24 protein-coding genes and 1 tRNA gene are annotated in these 24,992 nt (G+C 25.6%); 12 read left to right on the top strand and 13 right to left on the bottom strand.

Annotated features, from left to right (window positions below; all coding sequences use genetic code 11):
* Window positions 1–59: 59 nt before the first annotated feature.
* The 7 genes from cmk (at window position 60) to Bfest607_RS01905 (ending at window position 7,515) form a co-directional block, all read left to right on the top strand.
* A complete protein-coding gene (gene cmk, locus Bfest607_RS01935) occupies window positions 60–761 on the top strand; it encodes a (d)CMP kinase (RefSeq protein ID WP_500838074.1) in 702 nt (233 codons plus the stop codon).
* A 112-nt stretch (window positions 762–873) separates the two neighbouring features.
* A complete protein-coding gene (rpsA, locus tag Bfest607_RS01930) occupies window positions 874–2,598 on the top strand; it encodes a 30S ribosomal protein S1 (protein ID WP_500838586.1) in 1,725 nt (574 codons plus the stop codon).
* A 381-nt stretch (window positions 2,599–2,979) separates the two neighbouring features.
* Complete coding sequence (gene msbA, locus Bfest607_RS01925; RefSeq protein WP_500838073.1) at window positions 2,980–4,734, top strand: lipid A ABC transporter ATP-binding protein/permease MsbA; 1,755 nt, start codon at window positions 2,980–2,982, stop codon at window positions 4,732–4,734.
* Entirely contained in the window at window positions 4,734–5,747 is a 1,014-nt protein-coding gene (lpxK, locus tag Bfest607_RS01920; protein ID WP_500838072.1) for a tetraacyldisaccharide 4'-kinase, read from the top strand. Before msbA ends, lpxK begins: the two co-directional genes overlap by 1 nt.
* Window positions 5,748–5,808: 61 nt before the next feature.
* Window positions 5,809–6,003 carry a Trm112 family protein gene (locus Bfest607_RS01915; protein WP_500838071.1) on the top strand — a complete coding sequence of 65 codons (195 nt, stop codon included), beginning with the start codon at window positions 5,809–5,811 and terminating at the stop codon, window positions 6,001–6,003.
* Window positions 6,004–6,795, top strand: a complete 792-nt coding sequence (gene kdsB, locus Bfest607_RS01910) for a 3-deoxy-manno-octulosonate cytidylyltransferase (protein ID WP_500838070.1) — start codon at window positions 6,004–6,006, stop codon at window positions 6,793–6,795.
* A gap of 111 nt (window positions 6,796–6,906) precedes the next feature.
* Window positions 6,907–7,515 carry a UbiX family flavin prenyltransferase gene (locus Bfest607_RS01905; protein WP_500838069.1) on the top strand — a complete coding sequence of 203 codons (609 nt, stop codon included), beginning with the start codon at window positions 6,907–6,909 and terminating at the stop codon, window positions 7,513–7,515.
* 58 nt (window positions 7,516–7,573) lie between these two features.
* Here Bfest607_RS01905 and Bfest607_RS01900 read toward each other — a convergent pair whose 3' ends face one another.
* Window positions 7,574–9,706, bottom strand: coding sequence for an inverse autotransporter beta domain-containing protein (locus Bfest607_RS01900; RefSeq protein WP_500838068.1), 2,133 nt, complete (start codon window positions 9,704–9,706; stop codon window positions 7,574–7,576).
* A 116-nt stretch (window positions 9,707–9,822) separates the two neighbouring features.
* On the opposite strand from Bfest607_RS01900, the gene fumC reads away from it, so the two are divergent.
* The gene (fumC, locus tag Bfest607_RS01895) at window positions 9,823–11,217 is read left to right on the top strand and encodes a class II fumarate hydratase (protein WP_500838067.1); all 1,395 of its coding nucleotides are present in this window, start codon (window positions 9,823–9,825) and stop codon (window positions 11,215–11,217) included.
* Between the two features lie 62 nt (window positions 11,218–11,279).
* Window positions 11,280–11,915 carry an endonuclease III gene (gene nth, locus Bfest607_RS01890; protein WP_500838066.1) on the top strand — a complete coding sequence of 212 codons (636 nt, stop codon included), beginning with the start codon at window positions 11,280–11,282 and terminating at the stop codon, window positions 11,913–11,915.
* A gap of 78 nt (window positions 11,916–11,993) precedes the next feature.
* Here nth and tyrS read toward each other — a convergent pair whose 3' ends face one another.
* The 3 genes from tyrS to slyA all read right to left on the bottom strand — a co-directional run bounded on the left by tyrS (window position 11,994) and on the right by slyA (window position 14,721).
* The gene (gene tyrS, locus Bfest607_RS01885; RefSeq protein ID WP_500838585.1) at window positions 11,994–13,277 is read right to left on the bottom strand and encodes a tyrosine--tRNA ligase; all 1,284 of its coding nucleotides are present in this window, start codon (window positions 13,275–13,277) and stop codon (window positions 11,994–11,996) included.
* 112 nt (window positions 13,278–13,389) lie between these two features.
* Window positions 13,390–14,040 (bottom strand): pyridoxamine 5'-phosphate oxidase, encoded by a 651-nt coding sequence (gene pdxH, locus Bfest607_RS01880; protein WP_500838065.1) that lies wholly within the window; start codon window positions 14,038–14,040, stop codon window positions 13,390–13,392.
* A 246-nt stretch (window positions 14,041–14,286) separates the two neighbouring features.
* Window positions 14,287–14,721, bottom strand: coding sequence for a transcriptional regulator SlyA (gene slyA, locus Bfest607_RS01875; RefSeq protein ID WP_500838064.1), 435 nt, complete (start codon window positions 14,719–14,721; stop codon window positions 14,287–14,289).
* Window positions 14,722–15,171: 450 nt separating this feature from the next.
* Between slyA and rnt the strand changes: the two genes are divergently transcribed.
* A complete protein-coding gene (rnt, locus tag Bfest607_RS01870) occupies window positions 15,172–15,852 on the top strand; it encodes a ribonuclease T (protein WP_500838063.1) in 681 nt (226 codons plus the stop codon).
* 39 nt (window positions 15,853–15,891) lie between these two features.
* Here rnt and grxD read toward each other — a convergent pair whose 3' ends face one another.
* Together grxD and Bfest607_RS01860 are read right to left on the bottom strand one after the other, a co-directional pair.
* Window positions 15,892–16,224: a Grx4 family monothiol glutaredoxin gene (gene grxD, locus Bfest607_RS01865; protein ID WP_500838062.1), complete on the bottom strand. Its 333-nt coding sequence runs from the start codon at window positions 16,222–16,224 to the stop codon at window positions 15,892–15,894.
* Between the two features lie 79 nt (window positions 16,225–16,303).
* Window positions 16,304–16,951: a riboflavin synthase subunit alpha gene (locus Bfest607_RS01860; protein WP_500838061.1), complete on the bottom strand. Its 648-nt coding sequence runs from the start codon at window positions 16,949–16,951 to the stop codon at window positions 16,304–16,306.
* A 276-nt stretch (window positions 16,952–17,227) separates the two neighbouring features.
* Between Bfest607_RS01860 and Bfest607_RS01855 the strand changes: the two genes are divergently transcribed.
* Together Bfest607_RS01855 and Bfest607_RS01850 are read left to right on the top strand one after the other, a co-directional pair.
* Window positions 17,228–17,301 (top strand) — tRNA-Val (locus Bfest607_RS01855).
* 204 nt (window positions 17,302–17,505) lie between these two features.
* Window positions 17,506–17,688 (top strand): LPP leucine zipper domain-containing protein, encoded by a 183-nt coding sequence (locus Bfest607_RS01850; protein WP_500838060.1) that lies wholly within the window; start codon window positions 17,506–17,508, stop codon window positions 17,686–17,688.
* A gap of 82 nt (window positions 17,689–17,770) precedes the next feature.
* Here the strand turns inward: Bfest607_RS01850 and Bfest607_RS01845 are convergent, their stop codons facing one another.
* The 7 genes from Bfest607_RS01845 to lplA all read right to left on the bottom strand — a co-directional run bounded on the left by Bfest607_RS01845 (window position 17,771) and on the right by lplA (window position 24,846).
* Window positions 17,771–18,259: a SufE family protein gene (locus Bfest607_RS01845; protein WP_500838059.1), complete on the bottom strand. Its 489-nt coding sequence runs from the start codon at window positions 18,257–18,259 to the stop codon at window positions 17,771–17,773.
* Window positions 18,260–18,303: 44 nt separating this feature from the next.
* Window positions 18,304–19,545, bottom strand: a complete 1,242-nt coding sequence (locus tag Bfest607_RS01840; protein WP_500838058.1) for a SufS family cysteine desulfurase — start codon at window positions 19,543–19,545, stop codon at window positions 18,304–18,306.
* A gap of 1 nt (window position 19,546) precedes the next feature.
* Window positions 19,547–20,839 (bottom strand): SufD family Fe-S cluster assembly protein, encoded by a 1,293-nt coding sequence (locus Bfest607_RS01835; protein WP_500838057.1) that lies wholly within the window; start codon window positions 20,837–20,839, stop codon window positions 19,547–19,549.
* Window positions 20,823–21,563: a Fe-S cluster assembly ATPase SufC gene (gene sufC / locus Bfest607_RS01830; RefSeq protein WP_500838056.1), complete on the bottom strand. Its 741-nt coding sequence runs from the start codon at window positions 21,561–21,563 to the stop codon at window positions 20,823–20,825. The genes Bfest607_RS01835 and sufC overlap by 17 nt, the downstream gene beginning before the upstream one ends.
* A 70-nt stretch (window positions 21,564–21,633) precedes the next feature.
* Window positions 21,634–23,124 carry a Fe-S cluster assembly protein SufB gene (gene sufB / locus Bfest607_RS01825; RefSeq protein ID WP_500838055.1) on the bottom strand — a complete coding sequence of 497 codons (1,491 nt, stop codon included), beginning with the start codon at window positions 23,122–23,124 and terminating at the stop codon, window positions 21,634–21,636.
* A gap of 15 nt (window positions 23,125–23,139) precedes the next feature.
* Window positions 23,140–23,520, bottom strand: a complete 381-nt coding sequence (locus tag Bfest607_RS01820; RefSeq protein ID WP_500838054.1) for an iron-sulfur cluster assembly accessory protein — start codon at window positions 23,518–23,520, stop codon at window positions 23,140–23,142.
* A 306-nt stretch (window positions 23,521–23,826) separates the two neighbouring features.
* Window positions 23,827–24,846 carry a lipoate--protein ligase gene (lplA, locus tag Bfest607_RS01815; RefSeq protein ID WP_500838053.1) on the bottom strand — a complete coding sequence of 340 codons (1,020 nt, stop codon included), beginning with the start codon at window positions 24,844–24,846 and terminating at the stop codon, window positions 23,827–23,829.
* Between the last annotated feature and the right edge of the window lie 146 nt (window positions 24,847–24,992).

Below are 24,992 nucleotides of genomic sequence, written 5' to 3'. Positions count from 1 at the left end.
GCATTTATTTTGGCATAATTAGTAAATAATACATTAATATATTTATATTAAGTGCTTGTATGAATAATAGTACTAAAAATATTGGAATAGTTCCTGTAATTACTATTGATGGGCCTAATGGAACAGGAAAATCAACATTATCTAGGAAATTAGCAAATACTTTAGGATGGAATTTATTAGATTCTGGAATAATTTATAGAATTTTAGCATTATCAGCTTTAAACAAAAATATAAACATAAATGATGAAATAAAATTAACTATGCTTGTTTCTTGCATACAAGTTGATTTTTTAAAGGAAAAGGATCAGTTTGTTGTATTATTTAATAAAAAAGAAATAAAAACAAATATTTATGAAGAAATTATAGGAAACTTTGCTTCTAAAATTGCATTATTTCCAAAAGTTCGTTCTGCTTTGTTGGCATACCAACGTAAGTATTGTGTATTGCCAGGTTTGATTGCTGATGGTAGAGATATGGGAACAATAGTTTTTCCTAATGCAATAGCAAAAATATTTCTTTATGCTTCTATGCAAGAACGAGAACGAAGACGGCTAGAACAGTTGCAGAAAATAAATTTTAATGTTAATTTTAATTGTGTTTTATCCAAAATAAGAGAACGCAATAATCGCGATTATAATCGAAAGATTGCTCCACTGATTCCATCAGTTGATTCATTAATATTAGATTCAACAGGATTATCTGAAAACGAAGTTAAAGACAAGGCGTTATTATATATAAAAAAAAAATTACAGTACCGTTAATTAATAAATAAGTTAAAAATCATGCATAATCATGGATTGATCATGAAAAAATTATTTAAGCTGCATCAAACACGGATTTTTGATGGGTATTATTAAAAATGAAGATGAAATAATGATAGAATCTTTTGCTCAATTATTTAAAGAATCTTTGAAAAAAACTAAAACTCAACCTGGTTCTGTTATACAAGGAATTGTTGTATCTATATTTAAGGATGTAGTTTTGGTGGATGCTGGTTTAAAATCTGAATCTGCTATACCTATTGATCAATTTTACAATGCTCAGGGAAAGTTAGAAATAGAAATCGGAGATCCCGTTGATGTAGTATTAGATGCGATAGAAGATGGGTTTGGTGAGACTGTACTATCTAGAGAGAAAGCAAAACGTAGGGAATCTTGGTTATATTTAGAAAAAGCATATAAAGATGTTACTACAGTTACAGGCATTGTTAATGGAAAAGTAAAAGGAGGATTTACTGTTGAACTTAATGGAATACGTGCTTTTTTACCTGGTTCTTTAGTAGATATTAGACCGATTAAAGAGATTATAGATTTAGAAGGTCAAACATGTGAATTTAAAGTGATAAAATTAGATCATAAGCGTAATAATGTAGTAGTTTCTCGTAGAGCTGCTATTGAATCTGAAAATAGTGCGGAGCGTGATCAATTACTAAATAAATTGCATGAAGGAATAGTGTTGCAAGGATTGGTAAAAAATTTAACAGATTACGGAGCTTTTATTGATTTAGGAGGAATTGATGGATTATTACATATTACTGATATTTCTTGGAAAAGAGTGAAACATCCAAGTGATATAATTAATATAGGTGATTCTGTTACTGTAAAGGTATTAAAATTTGATAAAGAGCGTATTAGAGTATCGTTAGGATTAAAACAATTGCAGGATGATCCATGGATATCTGTAGCTCAAAATTATAAAGAAGGAGATAAATTAGTAGGAAAAGTAACTAATTTAACTGATTATGGTTGTTTTATTGAAATTAAAGGAGGTATAGAAGGATTAGTACATATTTCTGAAATGGATTGGACCAATAAAAATATCCAGCCTTCTAAAGTAGTATCAATAGGAGACTTAGTTGAAGTTATAGTATTGGATATAGATAAAGATAGAAGAAGAATATCATTAGGATTAAAGCAATGTAAAATTAATCCTTGGAAAAAATTTTCAGAAATGCATAATCGAGGAGATCGAGTTTCAGGAAAAATTAAATCGATAACTGATTTTGGTATTTTTATTGGATTAGAAGGAGGAATTGATGGATTGGTCCATCTTTCAGATATTTCTTGGAATATGTCTTATGAGGAATCTATAAATAAATATAAAAAAGGAGATGAAATTGAAGCTATAGTTCTTCAAGTAGATACAGATCGAGAACGTATTTCGTTAAGTATAAAACAATTAACAGAAGACCCATTAAATGTTTTTTTAACTGTCCATAAAAAAGACAGCGTTGTTTCTGGAAAGATTATTTCTGTAGATAATATTAAAAAAAATGTAGTTGTAGAATTAGACGATACTGGATCTGTGATTGGTCATTTAAATTTTGAAGATCATTTACATAATGAATCTAATTTATTGACTAAAAAACAATTATCTTTAATAAAATTTTCATCTTTAAAGATAGGTAATAATATACAAGCAAAATTAGATAGTATAGATAGAAAAAACAGAATAATTAATTTAACTGCGTATTATATTCATGAAACTCAAAAAAAATCTGAAATTAATATAACAAATAGTGAAAAATTAGAGAAAGATAAAAATAGTTTTTCTAGTGTTATGATTGAGGCATTTAAAGCAGCTACTAAACATGATTAATCTTGTTTGTTTTTTATTATAATTATGATGATTGTATATAGCTTATTTTCAAATATTTTGAATAGCATGATAGTTTAAATATAAATACTTATTTTATAAATTATTTCTTTCTGTGTTTATATTTTATAATTTTTATATACAAAATATCATTTTATTGTTTTTATTAAAAATGTATTTTTTAAATAAATAATGTATCAAATAGTTATTTGCAATAGTACATAGCACCATCATTATGAAATGTTATAATAAAGTTTTGTAATTAAGATTGGATTAATTTTATATATTACAATTATTATTATACATGATAATATAATTATTTAATTAATGAGTATATTGTTTGTGTGATACTAATGTATAAAAATTATTAATTCAGGTATATAAATGCATTATTGTAATAATAATTATTCATCAACTTGGAAAACTTTTCGTCGTCTTTGGCCTATGATTTTTCCTTTTAAAATAGGATTAATTGCTGCATCAATTACTTTAGTTATAAATGCAATGAGTGATGCCTTGATGTTAGCTTTATTGAAACCATTATTAGATGATGGGTTTGGCAAAGCCAATAAGGATATATTTGTATGGATGTCATTAGCTTTAGTGGTTTTAATGAGTATTCGTGGGCTGAGTGGATTTATATCGACTTATTGTATATCTTGGGTATCTGGAAAAGTAGTAATGAAAATCAGACGACTTTTATTTAAGCATGTTATGAATATGCCAGTTTCATTTTTTGTAAAACAATCTACTGCTACTTTGGTATCTCGTATTACTTATGATGCAGATCAAGTTGCTTCCTCTTCTTCTGGAGCTTTAATTACTGTTATTCGAGAAGGAGCATCTATTATTGGATTATGTGTTGTGATGTTTTATTATAGTTGGCAATTATCGTTAATTTTAATTGTAATTATGCCAATTATATCTTTTAGTATTAAATTAGTATTTAATAAATTTTTGGAGATTAGTAAAAAAATTCAAAATTCTATGGGTCAAATTGCTAATAGAGTTGAACAAATGCTTAAAGGTCATAAGGAAATATTGATATTTGGAGGGCAAAATGTTGAGCAAGAACGATTTAATTATTTAAGCAATCAAATGAGACAATATAGCATGAAAATGGTGCAAATATCATCTATTTTTGAACCATTAATTCAATTTGTTGCATCTTTAGCGTTAGCTTGCGTATTATATATTGCTAGCATTCCTAGAATTATGGAAATTCTTAGTGCAGGGACAATTACTGTTATTTTTTCTTCTATGATAGCCTTGATGAGACCTCTTAAATCTTTAACTAATGTTAGCGCCCAGTTTCAAAAAGGAATGGCAGCTTGTCAAACTTTATTTTCTATTTTGGATTTAAAAACGGAAAAAAATGTAGGCACTTTAAATGCTCGTAGAGTAAAAGGTAATTTGGTTTTTGATAATGTTACTTTTTTTTATCCTGAAAGTAATACACCTTCTTTATTAAATATTAATTTAAATATTGAATCAGGAAAAACCATAGCATTAGTTGGTAGATCCGGATCTGGAAAATCTACCATTGTTAATTTATTAACTCGTTTTTATAATGTTTATCAGGGTCGAATATTACTAGATGGTTTTAATTTGAATGATTATACGCTTTCTTCTTTACGTGATCAAGTAGCTGTAGTTACTCAAAATGTATATTTGTTTAATGATACTATTGCTAATAATATTGCATATGCTCGGGAGAATTTTTATTCAAGAGACTCTATTGAAACAGCTGCTCAAATGGCATACGCTATGGACTTTATTTCTGAAATGAAACACGGATTAGATACTATCGTAGGAGAGAATGGGATATTGTTATCCAGTGGACAACGTCAACGCATTGCTATTGCTCGAGCATTATTAAGAGATTGTCCAATTTTAATTTTAGATGAAGCTACTTCTGCTTTAGATCCTGAATCCGAGCATATTATTCATAAATCCCTTAATATATTTAAAAAAAGTGAGACTTTATTAATTATTATAGCACATAGATTATCTACTATTGAAAAAGCAGATAAAATTTTAGTTGTTGAAAATGGTTGTATCGTAGAACAAGGAATACATGTAGATTTATTAAGTCTACAAGGGATTTACGCTCAATTGCATAAATTGCAGTTTTCTTAATGTTTTTTAAAATTTGGTTTAGTTCATTATCATTATATTTTTTATTTTTATTACCATTATCTTGGATATATGGTTTGTTTAGTGTTTTAAATCGTATCAGCTATCAATATGGTTGGCGTAAAGTACATAAATTTAAAGTACCAGTAGTAGTAATAGGAAATTTAACTATAGGAGGAAATGGAAAAACACCAATGGTGTTGTGGTTAATAAAACAATTAGTGACTCGTGGTTGGAAGGTTGGAGTAGTTTCTAGAGGGTATGGAGGAAAATCTCATAGATACCCGATTATAGTTAATGAGTTTATTAGCAGTGATGAATGTGGGGATGAACCAATGCTAATTTGGAGGCGTACTGGGGTATTAGTTGCTGTCTCTCCTAAAAGAGCAGATGCTGTATCTGCTTTATTACAAGTACAACCTACATTAAATATTATAATTAGTGATGATGGACTACAACATTACGCACTTTTTAGAGATATAGAATGGGTAATTATTAATAATACTTTTCGATTTGGAAATGGATATTGGTTGCCTGCAGGACCCATGAGAGAAAAAGCAACTAGACTTAATACAGTACAAGCAGTTATTATAAATGGAGAGATGAAAAATAATAGTTGTATAAAATCTGGAGAGATATTTATGCAACTATGTCTTGTTGCAGTGATAAATATTTTAACTGGAGAAAAAAAATCTATTAAATCTGTAAAAAATGTTGTAGCTATGGCAGGAATTGGATATCCTAATCAATTTTTTGATACATTAAAGAAAAATGGAATTATTCCTATTAAAACTATTTCATTTTCTGATCATCATAAATATTCTGAAAAAATGTTGACTTCTCTTGTTTCATATGATGAAGTATTATTAATGACTGAAAAAGATGCTGTAAAATGTTTAAATTTTGCTCAAAAAAATTGGTGGTATGTGTATATAGATGTTGAAATAAATTCTTTAGATACTAAAAAATTACTATATAATGTAGAAAATAAAATTAAACAGTTTAATAGAAAATAAAAAACTGGTATTTTTGTTTTTGATTTTGTTGAAATTTTAACAATTAATAATTAAATTAAGTATGTATAAATTATTTAATACAGTAGAGTTATTGAAAGTTATTGCATGTCCTATTTGTCAAGAAAAATTGTCTATAAATTTTAAAAAAAATAAATTAATTTGTTGGGCTGATGGTGTTTATTTTCCAATCAGAGAAGGAATTCCAATACTTTTAAAGAGATCAGCTAATAAAATAAATGAAAATTGTGAGTGTTAAATGAATTTCATTATTATAATACCAGCGCGATTTTTTTCATCGCGTTTTCCTGGAAAGTTACTAGCTGATATTCAAGGAAAACCTATGATTATTCGAGTTATAGAAAAGGCTTTAACTAGTAAGGCAGCTAAGATAATCGTAGCAACCGATAATATTTTAATTCTACAAGCAATTAAATCAGAGTACTCTTTGCTGAAAGATAAAGTTGAAGTGTGTTTAACTAAGTCTACACATCAATCTGGTACAGAACGTTTATTAGAAGTAGTTGACTTATATAAATTTAAAAATAATCAAATTATTGTCCATCTTCAAGGTGATGAACCTTTGATTGTATCTTCTATGATTCATCAGGTAGTTAAATCTATATATTTTTCATCTAATAATAATATTAGAGTATCGACTTTAGCTGTACCTATACAATCTTATGAAGAAGCTGAAAATAGTAACATTGTTAAAGTAGTGATTAATATGTATAATAATGCTCTTTATTTTTCTAGGTCTATGATTCCTTGGATTAAAATTAATGATTATTCATCAAGAAAGATAATTAATTCATTATGGTTGAAGCATATTGGAATTTATGCGTATCGAGTTGATTTTCTTTATCAATATTCAAAATGGAATAAGAGTCCTTTAGAGGAATTTGAAAATCTTGAACAATTACGAGTTTTGTGGACTGGAGAGACTATACATGTATCTATAATTAATAATTATGCATCAAATATTATTAGTGTGGATACTGTAGAATCATTAAAATATGTAAATAAATTATTTTTTAAAAGTAAATCTTAATAAAATAGATAGTATGTTTTTAACAAAGTAATATTAAAAAATTATTTATAATTTTGTTTCGTTATTAATTACTGTTTAGATTTTACAATAATTATTGGTGATTATAATATTATGAATCAAAAATTGCGTTTGATTGTAGGAATATCAGGAGCTTCTGGAGGTATTTATGGTATAAAAACATTGTTTATGTTAAAACAATGTAATATAGAATCTCATCTAGTGTTAACTCGTAATGCTTTAATTACTTTACGTTATGAGATGAATATCACTAGACAGGAAATACAGAAATTAGCAGATTTTGTATATTTTTCGCAAGATATTGGTGCAGCTATATCAAGTGGATCTTATAAAACTTTGGGAATGTTAATAGCACCTTGTTCTGTTAAAACTATGTCAGAAATTCAGTCAGGAATAACATCTTCTTTAATTAGTCGAGCGGCAGATGTAGTGTTAAAAGAAAATAGGAAATTGGTTTTAGTAATTAGAGAAACTCCGTTGCACTTAGGACATTTACGAACTATGGTTAAACTTTCTGAAATTGGAGCGATAATTATGCCTCCGATTCCTGCATATTACACTCATCCTAAAACTATAGACGATATTATTTCCTATAGTGTGAAAAGAGCTGTAAATTTATTTGATATTTATAGTGATAGTGATGATTTGGAAAGTAATCATACTTGGTCAGGAATGAATAAAAATATTTTTCATGACAAATAAAATATAATAAATACACATAAAATTATGTACTATTATTAATAGTTAATATAGATATAAATTAGTATTTGTTAGATTTAGAACTAAAATTATCAGAACTATCATCAGTTTCCACAGTAGATTCATCAATAGAAGAATGTGATGATGAAATATGTAGTTTATTAAATATTTTTTCTATTTCATTTGCACATTTACTTTTTTTACGTTCTCGTATAGAACGTTCTAATTTTTTAATATATTCATCCGTATTAGTTGATGAGAATTTAGATTGTTTGTGTATAGGTATAAGATATGATAAACTTTTATTCATATTATTCGATTTGTTGTAATTTGATTCATCTTGTGAACATAGGTTACTACTAGTTGATGGGTTTCTAATATCAATCCCTTCAGGTTGATTATCTTTGTTTTTGTTTAAATTTTTGTTAAACTGAGCTTCCTTTTCTTTTGAAAAGGAATTATGTTGTTCTATTGTTGTAATATAAGGCTTAAGCAACATTGGAGGAGGAGCAGGAGGTAAAAAATTAATATTTTCTTTTTTTTCTTCTTCTTGTTGATTAAGATCTGTTTTGTTTGAAATAGTAATAGTTTTAGACTCAATTTGTTGTTGATATTTTTTTTTGGAATAGTCGATGACTGGATTGTTATCAGCTATTTGATCATTTGTTGTGTAAATTAATTGAAAATTATTATCTAGTAATTCTGACAGATTATTCCTAGAATCAGATTCAGATAAACGAATTTGTTGAGTATTACCAATAATATTTGAAAATAATTGATTATTTGTTTGAATATTTGGTAATTGTTTTTGAATATAATCATTAGTTAGAATACGTATTTTTTGATTAGTAGTATAAATCGATGGATTATTTGTGTTATTGTGAATATTTGATTGAGAAAACGAAATATATATTTCTTCTTCTGAAATAATTTTAGGAAACGAAATTGCATATATATTATTCTTTATATATAACATTCGACCTCCTTGATTATAAAAATTTTTAATATCCCACTGTATATTTGATTTGTTATTCCCTGTTAATTTAATTAATTTTATTTCTCCAGGATATCCGGAGATTTCCTGAACAGATTGGGATAAATCAATAATATTGTAATTATTAGCTGGATTAATAGCAAGATCAAGATGTGTAAAAGAAGGCATAAAAGGTTCTGTAATAGCATTTAAGTTATTTGAAATTGATGATGTATTATAATAATGTTGTTTGTTATTAATTTGTTGTTTTAATGGTGTATTAAATTGATAATTTAATGATATTGTACAAATGGTATTATGATATTTTTTGTGTATAAATAAATTATTAATGCTGATATCAAACAAAGGAATAGGTGTGTAAATAAAATTTATATATGTAATATAATTATTATTGTTAATTTTATTTAATAACTCATCACTTTTTTTTTCATAAAAAAATTTTTCTAATTTTATTTGACTTTTTAATTCTAAAATATATGGGAGTTTATTTTCTATGCATATTTGGTATCCAGCTTTTGGATATATGTGATCAGTGTAATAATAAATAGGGAAAAAAGAATTGTTAACATTGTTAATATTATAATAACTTTTAAATAAAAAGGTCAGATTATTGTACCAGTATTCTCCTCCGAAACTTAAGGCACAAAGTTGTTTATGTTTATTTAATATAGGATAATGAATAAAAGAATTACATCCGATAACATGTTTATTATTATGAATATGTCTTTTCCCAATTCCTAAAATTAAAATTTTTTCTGATAAAAAATTTTTTAATCCTGTTTGAATAAAAAATAATGTTTTTTCAGATGTAAAATCCCACAAATGTTCATGAATTATATGAAATATATTCATTGAATCATTTGTAAGTTGTATTCTAAATTTACTATTATTTTTAGAGTAATAGTAAAGAGGTGCAATTTTATAATTGCATTGAGATATATTTATAGTATTATTTTTGTGTGTACAATTTATTATAAAATCATTATAGTTGTGAATATTATTAGGATATTTATTGAGATTAATAGAACATATGGGTTTTTTAAGGAATATCATTTTTTTATTTAAGTTATTAAGATGATAATTTGCATCAGTTAATACAGTATAATCAATAAGATTATTGTGTACGTTTATTTTATTCGCATCGCACACTTCTATGATAAATAAAGAAGATATAGCAAAAATGTATATGTAAATTTTCATATAAAATGATTTTTAATAAATATTTATAATATTTTAATTTTATGCTAGTTTATTTTATAATATTTAATAATCATAAGAATCCATATTACCAAAACATAATTTAATATTATATAATCATGAAAAAATATATTAATTCTTCTCAAATATCTCCCAAATTTCGTAATAATTTATGGGGATTTCAAACACAACTTTCATTAAAATATTTTAATATTTCTTCAGAAAAAATTCCTTCAGAATTAATTCAAGCGTTAGCTTTAATCAAACGTGCTTCTGCACAAGTAAATTTTGATTTAAAACTGCTTGATTTTAACAGATCTGAAGCAATTATTAAAGCGGCAGATGAAGTATTATCTGGAATTCATGAGAACGAATTTCCATTATCAGTATGGCAAACTGGGTCTGGTACTCAGAGTAATATGAACATGAATGAGGTTTTATCTAATAGAGCGAATGCACTATTACAACAAAAATTAGGAAATAAACAAGAGTTATTAATACATCCAAATGATCATGTTAATAAAAGTCAAAGTTCTAATGATGTATTTCCTAGTGCTATGCATATAGCAACAGTTATTAGTTTAAAAGAAAAGTTAATCCCTGCAATAAAGATATTACAAACAACTTTGTTGAAGAAATCAATTCAGTTTCATAATCTTGTCAAGATTGGTCGTACTCATCTTCAAGATGCTATTCCACTTACTTTAGGACAAGAAATTTCTGGATGGGATTTTATGTTAAGAAACAATCTAGAACATATTGAACTCCATATCCCTTGTTTAAGTAAATTAGCATTAGGAGGGACGGCGGTAGGCACAGGATTTGGTGCGCATTCAGAATATGCTGAACGAATTGCTGATGAATTATCTCAATTAGTTAATCATACTTTTACAAGTGCTCCAAATAAATTTGAATCTTTATCTACATGTGATTCATTAGTTCATAGTCATGGAGCATTAAAAGGATTAGCAATATCTATGATGAAAATTGCAAATGATATACGTTTATTAGCTTCTGGCCCTAGATGTGGAATCGGAGAATTAATCATTCCTTCTAATGAACCTGGAAGTTCGATGATGCCTGGCAAAATTAATCCTACTCAATGTGAATCTATGACTATGTTATGCTGTCAAGTAATGGGTAATGATGTGAGTATAGGAATTGGAGGAGCATCTGGAAATTTAGAATTAAATGTTTATAAACCATTAATTATTTATAATATTTTGCAATCAATACGATTACTTTCTGATGGTATAAAAAATTTTCATGATTATTGTATTGAAGGTTTACGTCCAAATGTAAAAAGAATAAAAGAATTACTAGATAAGTCATTAATGCTAGTAACAGCACTGAGTTTACATATTGGATACGAAAAATCAGCTCAAATTGCTAAAGAGGCTGAATTAACAGGAATCACTTTAAAAAAGTCAGCAATAAAATCAGGTTATGTTACTGAAGAGCAATTTAATGAATGGGTTTGTCCTGAAAATATGACTCATCCTATTGATTTATAGGTTTTATAATAAAATATTATTTTTATTATGGTGTAATAACACAGTTTTTCTATTAATACAAAATGAATCGTATTAAACGTTATCAGATTTTATGTAAATTACGAGATTATAATTCTGATATTCATCAGACTACCGAATTGATATATCATTCCCCATTTGAATTACTTATTGCGGTTCTTTTATCAGCTAAAACAAGGGATGCACAAGTTAATAAGGTAACTAGTACTTTGTTTAAAGTTGCTAAAACTCCTCAATCTATGTTACTTCTTGGGGTTTATGGAATTAAATATTACATTAAATCTATTGGATTATTTAATTCTAAAGCAATGAATATAATAAAAACTTGTCAATTATTAATAGAAAAATATAATAGTGTTTTACCAGAAAGCCGTAAAGAATTAGAATCATTGCCGGGAGTAGGTCGAAAAACTGCTAATATTATTTTAAATATAATTTTTGGATGGTCTACTATTGCAGTAGATACGCATGTGTTTAGATTATGTAATAGAAGTAGATTTGCAGTTGGAAATACTGTGATTGCTGTGGAACGTAAATTAATGTCAGTTGTTCCTCCAAAATTTAAAAAAAATTGTCACTTATGGTTAATGCGACATGGTAGACATACATGCCGTTCTAAAGCTCCTCGTTGTCATAGTTGTGTTATCAAAAATTTATGTGAATTTGATATGAAAATATAAATAATACTTAATTTATTATTAATAATGCAAAACAATTTATTTATAAGTTTAGTATTAATTGCACATAATTTTGAATATTTATTTCCATTGAATTAAACAGTAGTGTTTTTTTCCTTTTTTTAACAAAGTATAATAATTAAATAATCTATCATTATTAGTAAAAATGTATTTGGTATTTAATTGTTTAATTTTATTAATTGTAATAGCATGTGATTCGATAAGATATCGAGCTTGAGATTTAGAAGCAGCTAGTTTTGATTCTACTAATGCCTGCTGTAATGTAATATTTTTTTTTAATATAATACTAGGAATTCCGTCTTTAGCTAATTGATGAAAATCATTTAAACTTAAATTAAGTGAATTATCATAAAAAAGGTTTTGTGTAATACGTTGTGCGGATTTTAATCCATTTTTTCCATGTACTAGATTAGTAATTTTTTCTGCTAGTATAATTTTGGCTGAAGGGATAGTATTATTAATGTTGTTTATATTACTTTCAAAAGAATTAATTTGCTCTATATCGATATTAGTGAAAATTTTTAGAAAATAAGACACTTGTTTGTCGTCAGTATTTATCCAATATTGATAAAATTTGTATGGACTAGTTTTATGAGGATCTATCCAAATTGTATTTTTTTCTGTTTTTCCAAACTTTACATTATTTGTGGTTGTTAATAAAGGAACTGTAATTCCATAAGTTGTTTTTTTATACATACGTTTAATTAAATCAATACCAGATACGATATTTCCCCATTGGTCTGAACCTCCAATTTGTAATATTACGCCATAATTTTTATATAAATATGAGAAATCATAACTTTGCATTAAATTATATGAAAATTCTGTATAAGAAATTCCACAATTATCTTTTTGTAATCGTTTTTTTATAATATCCTTGCGTATCATTTTGTTTACTGAAAAAAATTTCCCTATATTTCTTAAGAAAGTTAAAATATTGATAGAAGAAAACCATGTGTAATTATTGATAATATGTGCTGTTCTGAAATTTTTTTCATTATCGCATTCAATAAATGAAGCAATTTGAGATTTAATTTTTTCAATCCACTTTTGAGTCATGTATATTGAATGTAATTGCCGTTCTGAATTTTTGAAACTAGGATCTCCAATTAATCCTGTAGCTCCTCCTAATAAGATTATTGGTTTATGTCCAAAAATTTGAAATTTTCTTAAACATAATAGTGGAATTAAATGTCCAATATGTAAACTATCAGAAGTAGGATCAAATCCACAGTACAATGTTATTAATTTCGATTGTAATATTGAATTTAATACGTGCTTATTGCTAATTTGTGCTATAAATCCTCGTTTATATAAATAATTTATAACATTAACATTGGTGATTGAATTATGAGCATCCATTATTATATTCCATGTAAAATTTGATAAAACAAATTGCATAATATAGTGTATTGTTGTAGATAAAATTTATTATATTTATTATAATATAATTGTTTTAAGGAGATAATCGGTTAATATGCCATTTTTTTTTATGTTTTATATATATAAAACGATCATGCAACCGATATGATCCTCCTTGCCAAAATTCAATACTATTGATATTGATTTTATATCCTCCCCAGAATTTAGGAAAAGGAATAGATTTATTTAGGTATTTTTTTTTTAATTTTAAAAATTTATTTTCAAATATACTTCTTGAGGAAACAACAGAGGATTGTTTAGATGCCCAGGTACTAATTTGATTATTTTTAGGTCGTGTATAGAAGTACTCTGAAACTTTAATTTCAGGAAGTTTATTAACATTACCTGTGACAATAACTTGTCTGTCTATTATATTCCAAGGAAAGCATAAACTTATTTTAGCATTATTAATTAAATGTATAGATTTGCGACTTTTTAAATTAGTAAAAAACATCATTGTCTCATTATCAAAATATTTCAATAACACTAATCGTTGGAACGGTTGACCTGTATGGTCTACCGTCGCGATACACATTGCATTTGGATCAGGTATTTTTTTTAAATAAGCTTCATATAGCCATTTAGAGAATAAAAGCATAGGATTTTTTGTTAAATTTGACTTATGCAGTTTTCCTGAATTATATTCTCTTCTTATATGAGAAATTTTAAATAAATTAATTATCATTGTTAATATTATATTGTATATGTATATACAATATTCTCTTTATTGAGAATAATATTATATTAACATTATAACATACGTGGTAATATGATATGTATCATTGATACAATAAAATCGTAATTAATTTTATTAAGCATATTGTTGCATGTTATATATTCATTATAATTATATGGCACATCGTGTTATTGATAATTTAGTATTGCAAATAAATAATAAAAATAGTGCGTTTTTAGTGAATTACAAAAATAATTAGGAGTTGTTATATAAATTTATTATATTTTTTTCTAACTTAAATAAAATATTGTTAAGTTTTTGTATTTCTTCATGACTAAATCCATTGAAAACTTCAACTCGGGTGACATCAATAACTTGATTTACTTTTACAATAATAGGCTTAGCATCAGAAGTTAATGTAATACGTTTTGCTCTTCGATCATTAGGACATATGTTTCTTGTAATCAATCCTTTTAATTCTAGTTGATCCAATGTTCTTACTAAAGATGGTTGTTCAATTCCTATAGCTTTTGCTAATTGAATTTGGGATTGATCTGGAGGTAGTTGGTATATATTATATAATGTAATCCAGTGTGTTTGTGTAAGTTTTAATGGTTTTAAACGATAATCAATTAATGTACGCCACATTTTAACAAGACGAGCTAAATTTGATCCCAATGATGATTCCAATCTATTCTCTCCTTTTTTATAATGATTTTAATTGTTTATTAAATAATTTTGATTATTTTATTTTTTAATGTAGATATATTTAAAACAAATATTTTTTAAATATTATTCAATTATACGTATTGTATATATGTTCTTACTTATAAAGTATAATTATAACATATATTTATTATTATAAATAATTATTTTAAATTTAGGTAGTATTAATATTAATATATAAAAAACTAATTATTTAGAATAAAATAAAATATTTATTATTATTAATAATAATATGTGGAAAATTTAAATTTTAATTATTTTATATATTTTATAAGTTTAGTACTATGATAATAGTAAATTTTATAAAGAATTAGTTGTTATAATAAATCAAGCAATACCCATGGTTTTGTTGTAATATAAATAAATGGAAATTTTAATTAAAATAAAAAATTGTGTATAATTAATATATGGAATATGATTAATAAAGATAATAAAAATAATAGTTTAAAAGCAAGGTTTAGAGGATTTTATCCTGTTGTTATTGATGTAGAAACAGCAGGTTTAAATGCGAATACAGATGCTTTATTAGAAATCGCAATAATTACTTTAAAAATGGATGCAGATGGCTGGTTGTGTATAGATAATTCTCTTCATTTCAATATTCAATCTTTCCCTGGAGCTAATTTACAACCAGCAGCATTAGCTCTTAATAAAATCGACCCGAACAATCCTATGCGTTCTGCAGTTACGGAACAAAAAGCGTTAAGCGAAATCTTTAAAATGGTGCATATAGGTATTAAAACTCATAAATGTCATAAAGCTATAATAGTAGCACATAATGCTTATTTTGATCATAGTTTTGTGATGGCGGCAATAGATCGTATTGGTAATACTTGTACTAAAGTCAATCCATTTCATCCATTTGTTACATTTGATACTGCTGCTCTAAGTGGCTTAGTGTTTGGGCAAACAGTGTTAGCTAAAGCTTGTAAATGCGCAGGAATTGTTTTTGATCAAAGCAAAGCTCATTCTGCATTATATGATACTGAAAAAACTGCTGTATTATTCTGTGAATTAGTAAATATTTGGAAAAGATTAGGAGGATGGCCACTACCAAGAGTTCATATAGATCAAGGTAGTGACATATCTAAATAATAATTATTTATATTTTTTGTTTATTTTTTCTAATTTAAGTTAAATTAGATTATGTTTTATTTTAACTGGGTCAATAATCTTTTTTAAACTGCCGTTTTTATGCATATCAGAGATAATATCAAATCCTCCTATTAATTTTTCTTCTATCCATAATTGTGGAAAAGTTGGCCAATTAGAAAAGTTTGGTAAAATTGATCGAATATCTGAATGTATTAATACATCTATATAAGTGAAAGATTTTATATAAATAGATAAAATCTGAGAAGCTTTTGAGGAAAATCCACATTTGAATATGTGTGGGGTTCCTTTCATATATAAAAGAATGGGATGTTTTTTAATTTGTTGTTCTATTTTTATTATTGTATCATTCATTGTTATATTTCCAATTATGTTATGTTTAACATATACTAATTATATGTCTATAATTAATTAATTTGTATTATAATATTTATTATTTTTTTTGGATAATTTTGTTAATTTTTTGTTTAAAGAAATTGTTATGAAGCATTTTTTCTGCAATATTAGAGATAGTTTTAGTCATAAAATCAATTTCAATATTTACTATGTTTCCTATTTTTTTTATTCCGAGTGTGGTATGGTTTATAGTATATGGAGTTAAACAAATACGTATATAATCGTTTAATACTTTATTAATTGTTAAACTTACTCCTTCTATACCAATGGATCCCCGTTGTATTATATATTTTTGAAGGTGATTGTTGTTTAATTTTATCCATATTATTTTATTTTTTTTAGAGTTAATAACCTTTTTTATTTCTCCTGTCCCATCAATATGTCCAGTCATTAAATGACCTTCAATCTTTTCATTATATCGTATTGATTTTTCTATATTAATTAAATTTCCTATTTCTAATGTATTCATATTAGTTAGTTTCAATGTATCATGTATTAAGTGAAAACTGATTAAATTTTGATTAATATCGATTACTGTTAAACAACATCCATTATTAGAAATAGAAGAACCAATTGTTACATTGAAAAAAGGATTGATGGGAAATCGAACTATATATCTTATGAAATGAGATTCTTTATAAATTTTATGTACAGGAACTACAGTTTGTATAATACCTGAAAACATATTTTTAAGGTTATTTTACAGTAGCTAGTAAAATTGATACATGCTGTAGTATAACAGATTTTTTTTATTAAATAAAATTAATTTTTATTGCTATCATATAGAATTATTAATTTTGTTAATCATAAAAATAGTTAATTTATTATTATGTATTTATTTTTATATTTGATATAGTAAAATATTATTTTGTATGATACAATTTTGAACTGAGCTAATAATATTCATTATTATTAATAATATATATATGTGTAGGTAAATGATTAAAGTATTGTTGTGCGTGCGTTCTTAGCTCAGTTGGTTAGAGCACTACCGTGACATGGTAGAGGTCGATGGTTCAAGTCCATTAGAACGCATATAGTAGAATAAAAAATTATTGTGTGTTATTATGTAATGACTATTTAGTTAAAAATTAGTACTTTACGGTTTTGATTTATTTATTAAATGAACTTTATGTGGTTGATTAAATTTAATTTTTTATTGTTTTTTTTGGAGATTAATTAAAGATGAATAGTAAAATATTAATGTATTCCATGATAACTTTCAGTTGTATATTTTTAGTGAATTGCGCAAGTACTACTAAAGTAACAGAATTATCTTCAGAAATACAGGAATTAAGCGCTAGGATTGATCAAATTGATACCAACATTAGTGTCTTAAAGCCTGAAGTAGAACAAGCTAAGAATGAAGCTTATAAAGCTAATAAACGCCTAGATAATCAAATATCTATTTATCGTAAATAATGAATAAAAAATTCTTTTTAAAAGAAAAATTTTTATATTATTATAAAATAGTAAGTAGGAGGCGTTGACTTATTGATTTAAGTTATCTAATTGATGTTGTAGATTTTTGTTGTGGCAATGATAGTAATATTCTATTAGATTGATTTCGAATAAAAGTTAGTATAGAGTTTATTCCTTGTGATCTGGACAAGGTTAAGTGTTGATTTAGTTTTAGTTGATTAAATATTGGTTCTATATCAAAATCTAAAATAGAAGTAATACTTAGATTTTGATATAGAATAAATATTATGGCGATGATTCCTTTAACTATAGCAGAGTTACTATCTCCATAAAATTTTGCAATTGGAGGTTTATTTTTATTAAAAATATTCTGACTATTGGTATTGTCAAAAATTGGGATTAGAACGATCCAGGTGTTACTTTGACAATTTTTGATCAGATGTTTTTTCTTTCGAAATTTTTTAGGAAATTTGGGTAACATCTGTCCTAAATCTATTAGATACAAGTATTTCTCTTCCCAATTATTACAACTGCAAAAATTTTTTAATAACAGATCTGTTGTAGGTAACATACTAAATGATTGATAATAGAATATAATAAATTATAATAACAATTTTATTTACATACTAGTAGATTTTGTATACGAACTAAGCCATTTGTGAATCGATCTATATCTTCTTTATTAGTATACATAGCAAAGGATGCTCTACACATGCCAGATACTTTAAAATGATTCATTAATGGAATAGCGCAATGATGTCCTGTTCTAATGGCAATACCATATTGATTTAATAATGTACCTACATCGTAAGAATTATTTGATTTAATATTAAAAGCCATAATGCTTGATTTCTTATTATTTTTATTATATAAAATCACATGTAAATTTTTTTTTAATAAAGTTTTTATTGCATAAGACATTAATTGATTTTCGTGTTTAAAAATATTTTCTATACCTATAGAATTAACGTATTTAATAGCACTACCTAAAGCTATAATTCCACTAACATTAGAAGAACCTGATTCAAATTTCCAAGGAGAATCAATAAACGTAGGGTTTTGAGTTAAACTAACATTTGTCACGATTCCTCCTCCTACGATCCATGGATTCATTTTTTTTAATAATTTTTCTTTTCCATACATTATTCCAATTCCAGATGGAGCATACACTTTATGTCCAGAAAATACATAAAAATCACAATTTAATTTTTGTACGTCTACTACTTGATGAGCAATTCCTTGAGCTCCATCTATTAATATTATTGCATCGCTTTTTTCATGAGCAATATTAATTATTTCAGTTAATGGATTAATTATTCCTAAAACGTTAGACATATGTGATATCGATAATAATCGAGTACGGTGATTTATTAATTTTGATAGTTTAGATAAATCTAGAGATCCATCACATAATAATGGTATATAATTTAGTGTAATTTTCTTTTTTTTTGCTAAAACTTGCCAAGGTAAAATATTGGAGTGGTGTTCCATTTCACTTATTATAATATTATCTCCATAATTTACAAAATTATCCCCCCAACTGTTAGCAATTAAATTAATAGCATCAGTTGTTCCTTTCACAAAAACTATTTCTTCTGATTTAGATGCATTAATAAAATTTGCTATATATGCTCGAGTTTTCTCCATATTATCAGTTGATACAATACTTAAATTATGTACACTTCTATGAGCAGAAGAACATTCATGTTTGTAATAATGAGCTTGTGTATCAATAACAATATTAGGTTTTTGAGTAGTAGCAGCATTATCTAAATAAGTTAATGGATATTGGTTAATTAGACTATTTAATATAGGAAAATTTGATCTTATTTTTTCTATGGGGTAATTGATAGTCATATTAAATCCCTGATAAAACATGGTTAATCTTATTTATTATTACATTTCTTAATAATGAATTTTCAATTTCTTTTGTAGTGTCTATAGTAAATGAATAAATTAACATATTAATTGCATCTTTTTTTGGAATACCACGTGTATTTAGATAAAAAATATGAGCTATATCAACATGACCTACAGTTGCACCATGACCACATTGAACAGAATCAGAATAAATTTCAAGCTTTGGTGTACTATATATTGATGCAGTTTTATCTAATAATAAATTATTATTAGTCATTTGGCTATCAGTTTTTATAGAATTTTTATTAACTTTAATTAAACCATGAAATGTTCCAGTACTATTTTTGCCTGATATTATTTTATGTAATTGTTTACTTGTTGAGCAATCTAAATTGTTATGTTCTAGATATGTTTGTATATTACCAATTTTTTTATTTAATAAAATAGTTAAACTATTTAAGGATAAAGATGATTGTATATGATTTATTTTAGAATTTATTTGATGAGATGAAAATTTAGGACTTATAATAATAAAGGTTTTACTATTTGCATGAGAAGATTTATCGAGATGAATATCTTGATTCGATATATGGTAACTAGATTGATTTTCAAATATTAATTTAGTATGATCAAACTGAGATTGTTTTCCTATAGAGAAATAAGTTCGAGTTCCACAAAAATAATTGTATTCATTTCCATTAATAAAGTGTTCTACGACAGATGTATTGGTGTTTTGTTCTATTTCTAAATAATGATAAGAATTTGATAAAACTAATTGATTAGGAATTTTAGATCCTAAATTAATGTACAATAAGTATAGTGGTTTTTTTGTTGTTGTTGATTTAGGTAATTTTATGTGTATGATAACATCACTTAAACATTCAGTTAAATATGAGAACATCGTTGGGTAAATAGGAGGATTAGATATATTATATTTATTAGAATTTTGGTGAATGCTTAATATCCATGGATCAATTTTTTTGTCACTTAATTTAAAAGAAAATTGACCATTAATAAATACTAATTGATAGCAATCTATAGGTAATTTAATAGAATTATATATGGAGATATCTATCTGAGGATTTGTATTTAATATAAAATCATATTGTAGCAGTTCATCAAAAAAATTATAATCCGTAGGATTATATAGGTTATCTATTGTTTTATATTTTTCTACATACTTCCAGTATTTATTATCTAAATCAGAAAGACAGTAATTACGTTGTTGTTTAAATAATTGATGCCATTGATATAATACTTGTGTTTTACTATTATTAGTATACCCAACCATAACCTTTTTCCTCGAGTTGTTTGACTAATGTAAAGTCTCCAGATTTTACAATATGACCTTTATATAAAATATGTACATGATCAGGTTTAATATATTCTAAAATTCTTTCATAATGTGTAATAATGATAAATGCTCGCTTTTTATTGCGTAATAAATTAAGTCCATCATAAACAATTTTTATAGCATCAATATCTAATCCAGAGTCAGTTTCATCTAAAATACATAATGTGGGTTCTAACATCATCATTTGTAATATATCATTTCTTTTTTTTTCTCCTCCTGAAAATCCAACATTTACTGATCTAGATAATAAATCTTCAGGCATTTTTAATAATTTCATTTTTTCTTTAACAGAATTAAGAAACTGAAAACGTTCTATAGTAGGTTGTTTTCTATATTTTCGTAATGCATTTACAGCGCTATATAAAAATAATTGATTACTAATTCCTGGAATTTCTACTGGGTATTGAAAAGCTACAAAAATCCCTTCTCCAGCTCGTTCTTCTGGTTTTAATAAAAGTAAGTTTTTTCCTTTAAATAGAATTTTTCCATTAGTAATAATATAATGTGGTTGACCAGATATAACAGATGATAATGTACTTTTTCCTGATCCGTTGGGTCCCATAACTACATGTATTTCTCCAAAATTGATGTCTAAATTTAGTTGATTTAAAATACATGTTTTTTTAATATTAACATTTAAGTTTTGTATTGATAATAGCACTTCTTTATTCCTTTTATATTTATTAAATTTTATTCATAAAGATATGTGTCATTTTGATTTAAAATCTATTTTATCCTACACTATGTTCTAAAGTTATTTCTAACAACTTTCGTGCTTCTACAGAAAATTCTAAAGGTAATTCAGAAAGTATATCTTTACAAAATCCATTAACAATCATGGAAATAGCATCATCTTCAGCAATTCCACGTTGTCTGCAATAAAATAATTGATTATCACTAATTTTTGAAGTTGTTGCTTCGTGTTCTAATTGAGCGGTGTTATTATGTGATTCAATACTTGGAAAAGTATGGGATCCACATTTATTTCCAATTAGCATGGAATCACATTGAGTAAAGTTTCTTGAATTAAAAGCTGTTGGTAAGATTTTAACTAATCCTCGGTAAGTATTTTGGCTATTACCTATAGAAATTCCTTTTGAAATTATGGTAGAACGAGTATTCTCTCCTAAGTGAATCATTTTTGTTCCAGTATCAGCTTGTTGAAAACCATTAGTTACAGCGACTGAAAAGAATTCTCCAATAGAATTATTTCCTTTAAGAATAATACTTGGATATTTCCATGTTATCGCAGATCCTGATTCAGATTGAGTCCAAGACATTCTAGAATTTTCTTCGGCACACAGCGCTCGTTTGGTAACGAAATTTAAAATACCGTTTTTGGTATTTTGTGAATTTCCAGAAAACCAATTTTGTACTGTTGAGTATTTTACTTGAGCGTTTTTTAAAACAATTACTTCTACAACAGCAGCATGGAGTTGATAATTATTGTGAGCTGGAGCTGAACATCCTTCAATATAACTGACATAGCTTCCTGTATCTGCAATTAGTATTGTTCGTTCAAATTGTCCGGTAATTTTAGAATTTATTCGAAAATATGTAGATAATTCCATAGGACACTGTACATTTTTAGGAATATATACAAAAGTGCCATCAGACATAACAGCCGCATTTAATGCAGCAAAAAAATTATCTTTAAAAGAAACTACTGATCCTAAATATTTTTGTACTAAATCTGGGTAATCATGAATAGCATCATTCAAGGAACAAAAAATTATTCCTTTTTTTAAAAGAGTATCTCGAAATGTTGTAGATACAGAAACAGAATCAAAAATTGCATCAATCGCAACTTTTCCTTCATCATTAATTGGTATTCCTAATTTATTAAATGTTTGCTCTACTTCTTTATTTAAATATTTAGATTTTTTATATATTGAATCATTTTTTTGTTTAGATTGATCATTTGTTGTGCAAACAGGAGCAGAATAATAACTGTAAGAATTGTAATCTAAATTATCGTAATGTCCTTTTAGCCAGTGTGGTTCTTTCATATTTTTCCATGCGTGATATCCTGATAATCTAAATTTTAACATCCATTCTGGTTCTAATCTTTTTTTAGAAATAGCCCGAATTATATTTTCATTGATTCCTGTATCAAATTCTTCGCTTTTTAATTTTGTAAAAAACCCTTCTTTATATATATTGTTTTCATGTTTTAATTTTTGATTGATATTCTGTATATTAGAAGAACATTTATTTGACATAATTATTATACCTATTTATATACTAAAACTTTCTCCACATCCGCAATAAAATTGAGCTTTAGGATTATTAAATTTAAATGAATAATTTAATCCATCTTCAATATAATCTAATTCTGTTCCATCAATAATAGGCATAATATTTATTGGGATAAATATTTTAGCTCCATTACGTTCATAAATTATAGTATCTTTTTCTGGAGAAAATACTTTGTTTAATTGGTAAGTTAATCCAGCACATCCTGATTTTTTAATGCTTATTTTTAACCCTAAAATATTTGATTCTTTATTTGTTAATTTCAGAATTTGTTGTACTGCAGAATCTGTTAATTTAATTCCTTTCCAGCAAGTAGATGTGTTAGATTTATAAAGTTTATTATGTACTGCAGTGTTTTTCATTATAATTACCTATTTTATTTAATTAAATTTAATTTATATAAAAATCATAGTTAATTTTTATCAATAAAGATTATTTTCAGTAATTAAATTATATAGTATTTTTTAAAATTTTATGAATGTTATTAAAATAAATAATTTGTTATATTTGAAATATATTATATATATTTTTACAAAATTATAAAATTATATGTTTTAAAAATTAATATATTATTATTGCGTAATAACACAATAATAATAGCAAAGATATTATGTTATATCTGCTTTTTGTTATCTGATACTTCAGTAATGTTAGTATTTGTGTATTAATTAAATAATACTATTCATTAACCAATATTTTACTTCTTCTAATTCTTTTAATTGAGTCCAATTTTTCATCCATTCTGTGCAACAATTTTTTATATTTACAATATTGTAAGGTATTCCTATTAATGTTTTTGATAATTCTTCTAGTGGATCTGGGTCTAAACTATCAGTAAAGATATGAGTGCGTTTAATTATTCCATTTTCAATATCAAAATATAATTCTACTCCACCCCAAGAAAATCTATTATCTAATTGATGAGTAAATGATGGAGTATTACCAAAATTCCAATCCCAACTGCGTTGCTTATTTAATTGTTTAGAAAAATCTGTTATATGATTAAAATCATTTATAGAAATTATTTCTGGTTGTTGTTTAGTTGTTTTATAATATTTGAAAAAGGCTTGTTGTATGGTTTGACAGACTTCTTCATGATTAATACCTGGCTTTAGTTCGTTGAGGTTAATTATTCTTGATTTTATAGAAGAAATACCTTTACTTTTTAATTTTTTAGAATCTGGATTTAAATAATAAGTTAATTTGTTAAGATTTACATTTAAAAGTAAAGTGCCATGGTGTAGTTGACGATCAATAGTTTTACGATATGCAGATCCACTAATTTTATATTGTCCTTTTTTTGTATTTACAATAATATCATTTCTTCCAGAAATCATAGCTGTTGTAATTCCTAAATTATTTAATCCATCTAAAATGATATTAAAGGATATGTTCGTATTGTAATTAGGTTGAGTAGACATAAAAGTAAAACAAGTATTGCCTAAATCATGAAATACAGCTCCTCCACCGCTATATCTTCGAGCTAATTTTATTCCATCTCGAGTCATTCGTCGGGTATTGCATTCTTTCCACGCATTTTGAGCTCTACCAATAACTACTGCATTTTGGTTTCTCCAAAAAAATAATATAGATTGATTTTGATCCATATTTTGAAATATATATTCTTCTAAAGATAAATTAAACCATGGATTATAAGAATTAGAAATCAATAATCGTAAAGATGTCATAATTATTCCTGTGTTTATTTGATATATTATTTAAAAAATAATATATCAAATATTTCTTTTAATATAAGTAAAATTTAATTCATTATATTGCATAATGAATTAAATTTTAAGTAATTATATTTAATATCATGTAGTTTTTTAAAATT

It is taken from the genome of Candidatus Blochmannia festinatus (nom. nud.) (assembly GCF_059936355.1).
This window is presented reverse-complemented; position numbering and strand designations above follow the sequence as displayed.

Coding starts and splice junctions, on each gene's coding strand:
- cmk (WP_500838074.1), top strand. CDS start 60: ATGAATAATAGTACTAAAAATATTGGAATAGTTCCTGTAATTACTATT.
- rpsA (WP_500838586.1), top strand. CDS start 874: ATGATAGAATCTTTTGCTCAATTATTTAAAGAATCTTTGAAAAAAACT.
- msbA (WP_500838073.1), top strand. CDS start 2,980: ATGCATTATTGTAATAATAATTATTCATCAACTTGGAAAACTTTTCGT.
- lpxK (WP_500838072.1), top strand. CDS start 4,734: ATGTTTTTTAAAATTTGGTTTAGTTCATTATCATTATATTTTTTATTT.
- Bfest607_RS01915 (WP_500838071.1), top strand. CDS start 5,809: ATGTATAAATTATTTAATACAGTAGAGTTATTGAAAGTTATTGCATGT.
- kdsB (WP_500838070.1), top strand. CDS start 6,004: ATGAATTTCATTATTATAATACCAGCGCGATTTTTTTCATCGCGTTTT.
- Bfest607_RS01905 (WP_500838069.1), top strand. CDS start 6,907: ATGAATCAAAAATTGCGTTTGATTGTAGGAATATCAGGAGCTTCTGGA.
- Bfest607_RS01900 (WP_500838068.1), bottom strand. CDS start 9,706: ATGAAAATTTACATATACATTTTTGCTATATCTTCTTTATTTATCATA.
- fumC (WP_500838067.1), top strand. CDS start 9,823: ATGAAAAAATATATTAATTCTTCTCAAATATCTCCCAAATTTCGTAAT.
- nth (WP_500838066.1), top strand. CDS start 11,280: ATGAATCGTATTAAACGTTATCAGATTTTATGTAAATTACGAGATTAT.
- pdxH (WP_500838065.1), bottom strand. CDS start 14,040: ATGATAATTAATTTATTTAAAATTTCTCATATAAGAAGAGAATATAAT.
- rnt (WP_500838063.1), top strand. CDS start 15,172: ATGATTAATAAAGATAATAAAAATAATAGTTTAAAAGCAAGGTTTAGA.
- grxD (WP_500838062.1), bottom strand. CDS start 16,224: ATGAATGATACAATAATAAAAATAGAACAACAAATTAAAAAACATCCC.
- Bfest607_RS01860 (WP_500838061.1), bottom strand. CDS start 16,951: ATGTTTTCAGGTATTATACAAACTGTAGTTCCTGTACATAAAATTTAT.
- Bfest607_RS01845 (WP_500838059.1), bottom strand. CDS start 18,259: ATGTTACCTACAACAGATCTGTTATTAAAAAATTTTTGCAGTTGTAAT.
- Bfest607_RS01840 (WP_500838058.1), bottom strand. CDS start 19,545: ATGACTATCAATTACCCCATAGAAAAAATAAGATCAAATTTTCCTATA.
- Bfest607_RS01835 (WP_500838057.1), bottom strand. CDS start 20,839: ATGGTTGGGTATACTAATAATAGTAAAACACAAGTATTATATCAATGG.
- sufB (WP_500838055.1), bottom strand. CDS start 23,124: ATGTCAAATAAATGTTCTTCTAATATACAGAATATCAATCAAAAATTA.
- Bfest607_RS01820 (WP_500838054.1), bottom strand. CDS start 23,520: ATGAAAAACACTGCAGTACATAATAAACTTTATAAATCTAACACATCT.
- lplA (WP_500838053.1), bottom strand. CDS start 24,846: ATGACATCTTTACGATTATTGATTTCTAATTCTTATAATCCATGGTTT.